Genomic DNA, 7,843 nt, shown 5'->3' on the forward strand with positions numbered 1-7,843 from the left:
GTGCCGGCGCACGTCCGTGATCATCGCCTCGGCGGCGGCGTCTGCGTCGGCCTGGTTCTCGCCGTCGATCCGAACCATCAGCCAGGCGCGACCGTCGGGCAGCAGCCGCAGGGCGTTCTCGGCGAGACGTCGGCTGTGTTCGAGTTGCACCAGCCGGTGGTCGATACCTTCCAAGGCCGCCGGATGATGCGGGAGTACCAGTGGCACGGCGTCGGCGGCCGCGGTGATGTCGTCGAAACCGAGCAGCACGAGCGCCTCGGCAGCGGGCCGGCGTACGAGTTGCAGTTCGGCGCGCAGCACGGTGACCAGGGTGCTTTCGCTGCCGACGAGCAGCTGGGCGAGATCGAAGTTTTTCTCCGGGAGCAGCGAGTCGAGGTTGTATCCCGAGACCCGCCGCGGAATGTCGGGATATCGGTCACGGATGTCCTCGGCGTAGCGGTCGCGCAGCGCGCGGAGACCGTGGTAGATCTCGCCCCTGCGGCCTCCCTCGCGCACGGCGTGATCGAATTTCTCGTCGTCGGCGGCCTGGACCCACATGCGCAGCCCGTCGTAGGTCGATACTTCGAGACGACGGACCGAGTCGACCATCTTGCCGTACGCCTGGGCGGTCGACCCACACGAGTTGTTGCCGATCATCCCTCCGATCGTGCAGCTGACGTGGGTGGACGGTTTGGGGCCGACCATCCAGCCGGATGACGCCAGCGCGTCGTTGAGATCGTCGAGTTTGATTCCCGGTTCCACCACTGCGGTGCCGGCCCTGTCGTCCACCGACAGCACGCGGGTGCAGTATTTGCTCCAATCGAGTACGACCGCGACGTTGCAGCACTGGCCCGCCAGGCTGGTGCCCCCGCCGCGAGAGAGGATCGGTACGTCGAATTCGCGGCACACGTCCACAGCGTCGGCTGCCGCCTCGGGTGTGCGGGGCACCACCACCCCGATCGGCACCTGCCGGTAATTGGATGCGTCGGTGGAGTACGCGGCCCGCGATCCTGCGTCGAACCGCACCTCCCCGTCGACGCGGTCCCGCAACCGGGCGGCGAGGGTGTCGAACAGCAGACCCGTGGTGTGGGGCGGACCCGGATTTTCGAGTGCGGTCACTTCTCACTCGCCTTTCTGTGTGCCCGGCGCTTACCGGACCCGGTAGCGGTCGAGATCCGGAGTGCGGACGGTCAGCCCGTGCCCCGGTGCACTGTCGTCCGGATGCAGTACACCGCCGGTCGGATCGAGAGCGCCGTCGAAGCACATCGACTCGATTCGGACATGGTCGTGGAACCACTCGAGGTGACGAAGGTTCGCGGTGGCGGCGGCCACATGGACGTGGAGGTGCGGAGCACAGTGCCCGGACAGTTCGAGTCCGTGGGCCGCGGCCACGGCGGCGATGCGCAGCCACTCGGTGATGCCGCCGCAACGGGAGACATCGGCCTGTAGGCAGTCGACGGCACCGGCGGTGCACATGCGGTGAAAGTAGGTCAGGTCGTACCCGTACTCGCCGGCGGTGACGTCGGCTCGGACCGCATGGCGCACTTGACGCAGACCGGCGAGGTCGTCGGAGGAGACCGGTTCCTCGAACCAGACGATGTCGTAGTCTGCGGCGGCCCCCATCATGCGGATCGCCTGTTTGGCGGTGTAGCCGCCGTTGGCGTCGACGAACAACTCCGTCTGCTCGCCCACCGCGGCCCGGGCCTGCCCGATGCGGTCGAGGTCCCGGTCGGGACGACTGCCCCAACTCTCGGCGATCTTGATCTTCACCCGGGGTATGCCCTCACCGTCGGTCCAATGTGAGAGTTGCCGTTCGAGTCGGGCGCGGTCGTAGGTGGTGAACCCACCGCTTCCGTAGACCGGCACGTGGTCACGGACGGCGCCGAGCAGCCGGTGCAGCGGCACCGACAACAGGCGGGCCTTGAGATCCCACAGGGCCACATCGACCGCGGACAGGGCGCACGCGGCGATACCCGCACGGCCGGCGTTGCGCAGCGCGCGGACCATCGCCTCGTGCGCGCCGGTCACGTCCTCTTCGCGACGTCCGACGACGGTGGGGGCGAGCAGGTCGGTGACGACAGCTGCGCAGGCGGCCGGGCCGTAGGTCCACCCGATGCCGACGCAGTCGCCGGCCCGGGCGCGCACCAACACCATGGTCGTGCTGTCCCAGGCGAGGGTGCCGTCCGCTTCGGGGGCGTCGGTGGGGATCGTGTACGCCTCGACGGTGAGGTCCGTGACGGTCATGGCGATGTTCGCGGTCGGCCGTCAGTTGCTCTGGTGCGGCATGAATTCCTGGGCCTTGGTTGTGATGCCTTCCTTGACGAAGTCCCAGCGATCCTCGTCCCCACCGAGCACCGCGGCCGTGGTTGCCTTGAACTGCTCCCAGGTGGCGTGCGGCGGGATGGGCGGCATGTTGGGATCGGTGTGCACATCGAGGACCGTGGGCCGGTCCGCCGACAATGCGGTGTCCCAGGCCGTGCTCAGGCTCTCCGGGTCGGTGACGGTGAGGGACTGCAGGCCGAGGCTCGACGCGAACGCCGCGTAGTCCACGTCCGGAAGCGTTTGGGACTCGACGAATTTCGGGGCACCGGCCATTGCCCGCATTTCCCAGGTGACCTGGTTGAGGTCGTTGTTGTGCAGGACCGCGACGATCAGCCGGGGATCGCGCCAGCGCTGCCAGTAGTGCTTGATCGTGATCAGCTCGGCCATCCCGTTCATCTGCATCGCACCGTCGCCGGCAAAGACGATCACCGGCCGGTCGGGGTGGCCGAACTTGGCGCCGATACCGTACGGCACCCCGGGACCCATCGTCGCCAGCGTGCCGGACAGCGACCCGCGCATCCGGCCACGGAAACGCAACTGCCGAGCATACCAATTGGCGGACGACCCAGAATCCGCGGTGACGATCGCATCGTCGGGCAGCCGCGGGGACAACTCGGCGAACAACCGCAACGGATTGACCGGCTCGGCCGGCACCGCGGCCTCTATTTCCATCGTTTCCCACCACCGGGCGACGTTCGCTTCGATCTTCCGACGCCAGGTTCTGTCTTCCTTGCGCCGTAGGTGCGGAATCAGCGCCCGCAGCGCGGTGCGGGCGTCGGCGACCAGATTGACCTCGTTGGGATAGCGCATGCCGATGAGCCGGCCGTCGATATCGATCTGCACCCCGCGGGCCTGCCCGAAGTCGGGCAGGAACTGGGTGTACGGGAAACTCGAACCGATCGTGAGCAGGGTGTCGCACTCGCGCATCAGCTCGTAGCTGGGCCGGGTACCGAGCAGGCCGATGGAGCCGGTGACCCACGGCAGCGCGTCGGACAGTACGTCCTTGCCCAGCAAGGCCTTCGCGGCCCCGGCTCCGAGCAGTTCGGCGACCTGCGCGATCTCCTCGGAGGCCCCGCGGGCGCCGTTGCCGACCAGCAGCGCGACCCGCTCGCCGCGGTTGAGGATCTCGGCGGCGCGGGCGATCGCCTCGTCGTCCGGGGCGACGGTGGGCCAGTCGACGCCGAAGCTCGACGGGACCATCTTGAATTCGTGCGTCGGCGGCGTGTAGTCGAGTTCTTGCACGTCTGCCGGCACGATCAGCGCCGTGGGAGCGCGCTGGGTCAGCGCGACCCGGATCGCGCGGTCGAGGACATTGGGCAGCTGTTCGGGCACGGTGACCATCTGCACGTAGTCGCTCGCGACGTCCTTGTAGAGGCTGAGCAGGTCGACCTCCTGCTGATAGGACCCGCCCATCGCCGTGCGGTTGGTCTGTCCGACGATCGCCACGATCGGGACGTGGTCGAGCTTGGCGTCGTACAGGCCGTTGAGCAGGTGGATCGCACCGGGTCCCGAGGTGGCCATGCAAACACCGACGCGACCGGTGAACTTCGCATAGCCGACCGCTTCGAACGCACTCATCTCCTCGTGCCGCGACTGCACGAACTGCGGGGGGTCGTTTGCTCTGCCCCAGGCCGCGAGGAGTGCGTTGATGCCGTCGCCGGCGTAAGCGAACACATGTTCCACTCCCCAGGTGCGCAGTCGCTCGAGCAGATAGTCGGCTACCGTTCCGCTGGCCATCGGACCTCTCCCCTACCGATCGAGAGTCGAATGCAGGGATGGGATCGAGCGCAGCCGCCACGCCGCCGCAGAATCGTCCGGAGGTGTGGTGACTCGGTTACCGGAGCCACCACCGTTCTGCGGCGGCGGGCTCGGGGCGATCAGCTCCACGATCTGCCTGATCGGTCCTCTCCCGACTTTCTATTCTCCGCGCAATGATTGCCGTGGCGCAAGGGTTGCGCGAAAACGAGTATTCGAGAATATCGGGGGTCAGCGGATGAGAGGCCAGAGCAGCGTCAGGGCGTCGCCGTCCACCGGCTCACCGGCGGTGGCGGCGAAGCGTCGCAATGCCACGGCCAGAGCATCGCGGTCCTCGGACTCCATCCGCGCCAACACCGCGGCGATCGCCCGGCGGCGATGGCTGCTCACCGTCTCGACGAGCGCCGCGCCGGCCTGGGTCAAGGTCAGATGGACATTCCGGCGGTCCGCCGGAGAATCACGCCGATCCAGCAATCCTGCTTTCATCAACCGATCGACCGCACGACTGGCGTTGGACGGGTTGACTTCCAGCGTCTCGGCCACCGCGGCCAGATTGACCGGACCGTGGGTGCCGATGAGCACCAGGATCCGCAACTGCGGCATGGTCACGGTGTCCTCGACCTCGGCGACGGACGCTGCGGCGATCCCGACCAGGGCGCGCGAGGCCCACATCACCGCATCGACTTGCGCCTCGAACTCGCGGGTGTGGCCGCGGGGCCGCCGTGGCGTGTTCACGAACTCATCTTCTACCCACCGTTGCGTCGACACAACCATTGCGCGGCGGTCCGTATTGCTCGGCGCCGGGCAGCACGATCACCGCGCGAGATCGGGCGCCGGTGCCGGCGAGCACATCGGCCCGTGGGCGTACCCGATCGAGCCCGACCGACCGTCGTGCCGTTTCCCCGTCTCGGAACCGGGTAACCACGAGCGACCGTGGCAGGAGTAACCATGCAGGCGGACCAGGTCCTCGCTCGGTACGATCACAGGTCGACGCGGTGTTGACGGCGCTGTGGTACGGCCTGGGTACCGCAGTACCGCTGTTCATCGGCGCGGTGATCGGATTGCGATACGACCTGCCCCGCCCGGTACTGGCCGCGTTGATGGCATTCGGAGCCGGCGCCATGGTCGCCGCGGTCTCGACCGAGTTGTTCGCCCCCGCCTTCGCTGATCAGGGACTGTGGGCTGCCGGCGGGACGTTGCTGCTCGGCGCGGTGGTCTACGTCGGTGCCGATCACCTGGTCGAGAACAAGCTCGGCCCCGCGGCGTTGGGCTGGGCGCTGATGCTCGGGGCCTTGCTCGACGGAATCCCGGAGAACGCCGCCCTCGGCACCACGCTCGCCGAATCGAGCGCCGGGGGGTTGGTGCTGCTGGTGGCCGTGGCCGTGGGCAACGTGCCCGAGGCGGTGGCCGGTGCGGCGTCCATGCGGGCGACTTTTCCGCACCGCAGGGCGCTGGCGATCTGGGGCGCCACCGCAGTGTTGCTGGTGCTGGTGGTCATCGCCGCCACCGCCTACGCCGATTCCCTGCCACCGGCGGGAATTTCGCTGATCCAGGCATTCGCCGGAGGCGCCACCATCGCGGTGATGTCCGACTCGTTGATGCCCGAGGCCTACCGGGAAGGCGGCTGGTGGGTGGGGATCTCCACCGCCCTGGGATTCCTCGTCGCCTTCGCCCTCGGCGGCTGAGCCGTCCCTCGACAACGCGGGATATCGAACCCACCGAAGAGTTGGCGGGCGTCATAACCGCGCCATGCGCTCACCGTTTCTCCCGGCGAAAGCACGGGCTGGACGAGTGCGACCGACGACAGCGAGCAGCCTCGTCCGTCACGGGATATCCGGACTACCGGCCCTGCCCGGAGTTCTCCCGGTTCGCGGCACCTGACCCGGCTACCATGGAGACCAGTTCGGCGTAGAGAGGACGCGTGCCATGACTACGAATCCGACGAAGCCGTACCGTACCGGCACTTTCACCACGGCTTCCGCACTCGCCTCGCCGGCGCACAAGCATCGACCGGCCGCATATGCGAAACCGGTACTCAAGGTGTTTCCCCCTACCAGCGAGACGACCGCCAAGGTCACGATGCTGACCGTGTACGCGCTGACGGCGATCACCATCGCTTTCATTGCCATGCACGAGGCAGGCCTCTTCTAGCGTTCCTTTTTCCCAGGCGCAGACACCTTCGGTCCTGTATCGCCTCGGCAACATGCGAGTCGGTGCAGGCCCCTGGAGGGGCCATCGACCCGGTCGGCGTGAAGACACCGGGGTGAATTCGGCGCGGGTCGGTCACGGGTGCGGGACAATCTGGGTATCCGGTGGGCACACGCCGAGAGGAGTACCGATGAGCACGCCGACGACGGTGACAGGTGAGGTAAGTCCGGAACGTGATTGCCCGAGCAATTCGTCGCTGGTCCGGCTGGTCTACCGCCGCAATTTCCTGCTGCCGATCGGTGAGGTCTGGGCCGCGCTCACCGATCCGGACACGCTGGGACGCTGGTACGGCACCTACACCGGCGATCCGGACTCGGGACGTGTGCGGTTGACGATGACCGACGACCATGACTCGGCCACCACCGACGTGCAGATCCTGCGGTGCACTCCCCCGGCCGGTTTTTCCGTCGATCAGGACGGGTGGCTGCTCGAGGTTGCGTTGCACCAGGTCGGCCGGACCACCACACTCGAGTTCACCCATCGTCATGTGCCGCGCTCGGAGGCCGGCGAGATCGGGCCGGGGTGGCAGTACTACCTCGATCGGTTGAACGCGGTCCTGACCGATACCCGCCCCCCGCTGTGGGACGACTACCTGGATCTGGTGGACGAGTACCACTGACCGCCGATACCCGTCGCACTCATGAATCCTGCGGCCCCACCAGGTCTTCCAGCCGTGCCCGGAGGTGACGCCGTTCGGCTTCGGTACCGGTCTGGTCGAGCGCGCGCCGATACCCTTCCGCGGCTTCGGTTTTCCGATCCATTCTTCGCAGCAGTTCGGCCCGCGCCACCGTGTACGGGCCGTAGTCGCGCAGGTTCGGTTCGGCGGCGAGACCGTCGAGCAGTGCCAGTCCGGATTCGGGACCGTCGCGCATCGCCACCGCCACCGCCCGGTTCAGCGCGACCACCGGCGACGGCGACAACACAGCCAAAACGTCGTAGAGCGCGACGATCTGCGGCCAGTCGGTGCTGTCCACGTCGCCGGCTTCGTCGTGGAGCGCGGCAATCGCGGCCTGCACGGCATACGGGCCGGGCGGTCCTCCGGTTAGCGCGGACACCACCAGCGCGCTGCCTTCCTCGATCATCGGACGGTCCCAGCGGGTGCGGTCCTGCTGGTCGAGCAGCATCACCGCGCCGGTGAGGTCGGTGCGCGCGTCCCGGCGGGCATGCACGAGCAGCATCAGCGCGAGCAGGCCGGTCACTTCTCGCTGTGCGGGCATCAGGCGGTGCAGGATGCGGGCGAGGCGGATCGCTTCGTCGGCGAGGTCGATCCGTTGCAGGTGCTCGCCACTGCTCGCGGCATACCCTTCGGTGAAGATCGAATAGACCGCCCCGAGCACAACCGGCAGGCGTTCGGGCAACTCGTCGGGTCTCGGCACCCGGAACGGGATGCGTGCCTGCCGAATTTTCTTCTTGGCCCGCACTATTCGTTGCGCCATCGTCGCGTGCGGCACGAGAAAGGCGCGGGCCACCTCGCCGGTCGTCAAACCGGCGAGGCAGCGCAGGATCAACGCGGTGCGGTCTTCCGCAGGCAGCGCCGGGTGCGCGCATGTGAAGAACAGTTCCAGCCGCTCGTCGGGTA

At 67.7% G+C, this 7,843-nt stretch carries 8 protein-coding genes; 3 read left to right on the forward strand and 5 right to left on the reverse strand.

The genetic code is table 11. The features are described from left to right. The 4 genes from Q8814_RS22805 to Q8814_RS22820 form a co-directional block, all read right to left on the reverse strand. On the reverse strand, positions 1-1,098 hold a 1,098-nt coding region (locus tag Q8814_RS22805; protein WP_408015968.1), incomplete at its 3' end, for an FAD-binding oxidoreductase. Between the two features lie 30 nt (positions 1,099-1,128). Continuing rightward, complete coding sequence (locus Q8814_RS22810; RefSeq protein ID WP_330154257.1) at positions 1,129-2,223, reverse strand: enolase C-terminal domain-like protein; 1,095 nt, start codon at positions 2,221-2,223, stop codon at positions 1,129-1,131. 21 nt (positions 2,224-2,244) lie between these two features. Next, positions 2,245-4,038, reverse strand: coding sequence for a thiamine pyrophosphate-requiring protein (locus tag Q8814_RS22815; RefSeq protein WP_330154258.1), 1,794 nt, complete (start codon positions 4,036-4,038; stop codon positions 2,245-2,247). Positions 4,039-4,287: 249 nt separating this feature from the next. Then, complete coding sequence (locus Q8814_RS22820; RefSeq protein ID WP_408015969.1) at positions 4,288-4,791, reverse strand: MarR family transcriptional regulator; 504 nt, start codon at positions 4,789-4,791, stop codon at positions 4,288-4,290. Positions 4,792-5,051: 260 nt separating this feature from the next. On the opposite strand from Q8814_RS22820, the gene Q8814_RS22825 reads away from it, so the two are divergent. The 3 genes from Q8814_RS22825 (at position 5,052) to Q8814_RS22835 (ending at position 6,883) form a co-directional block, all read left to right on the forward strand. Beyond that, positions 5,052-5,741, forward strand: coding sequence for a ZIP family metal transporter (locus tag Q8814_RS22825; RefSeq protein ID WP_330154259.1), 690 nt, complete (start codon positions 5,052-5,054; stop codon positions 5,739-5,741). A 241-nt stretch (positions 5,742-5,982) separates the two neighbouring features. Beyond that, positions 5,983-6,207, forward strand: coding sequence for a hypothetical protein (locus Q8814_RS22830; RefSeq protein WP_330154260.1), 225 nt, complete (start codon positions 5,983-5,985; stop codon positions 6,205-6,207). 187 nt (positions 6,208-6,394) lie between these two features. Beyond that, positions 6,395-6,883: an SRPBCC domain-containing protein gene (locus Q8814_RS22835; protein WP_330154261.1), complete on the forward strand. Its 489-nt coding sequence runs from the start codon at positions 6,395-6,397 to the stop codon at positions 6,881-6,883. Between the two features lie 19 nt (positions 6,884-6,902). On the opposite strand, the gene Q8814_RS22840 is transcribed toward Q8814_RS22835, so the two are convergent. Beyond that, the coding region (locus Q8814_RS22840; protein ID WP_330154262.1) for an RNA polymerase sigma factor at positions 6,903-7,843 on the reverse strand (941 nt) is incomplete at its 5' end.

It is taken from the genome of Rhodococcus chondri (genome assembly GCF_036327435.1).
Taxonomy (GTDB): Bacteria; Actinomycetota; Actinomycetes; order Mycobacteriales; family Mycobacteriaceae; genus Rhodococcus; species Rhodococcus chondri.

Bases quoted from the DNA above. Each gene is read 5' to 3' on its own strand.
- Q8814_RS22835 (WP_330154261.1), top strand. From the start codon at position 6,395: ATGAGCACGCCGACGACGGTGACAGGTGAGGTAAGTCCGGAACGTGAT.
- Q8814_RS22810 (WP_330154257.1), bottom strand. From the start codon at position 2,223: ATGACCGTCACGGACCTCACCGTCGAGGCGTACACGATCCCCACCGAC.
- Q8814_RS22830 (WP_330154260.1), top strand. From the start codon at position 5,983: ATGACTACGAATCCGACGAAGCCGTACCGTACCGGCACTTTCACCACG.
- Q8814_RS22815 (WP_330154258.1), bottom strand. From the start codon at position 4,038: ATGGCCAGCGGAACGGTAGCCGACTATCTGCTCGAGCGACTGCGCACC.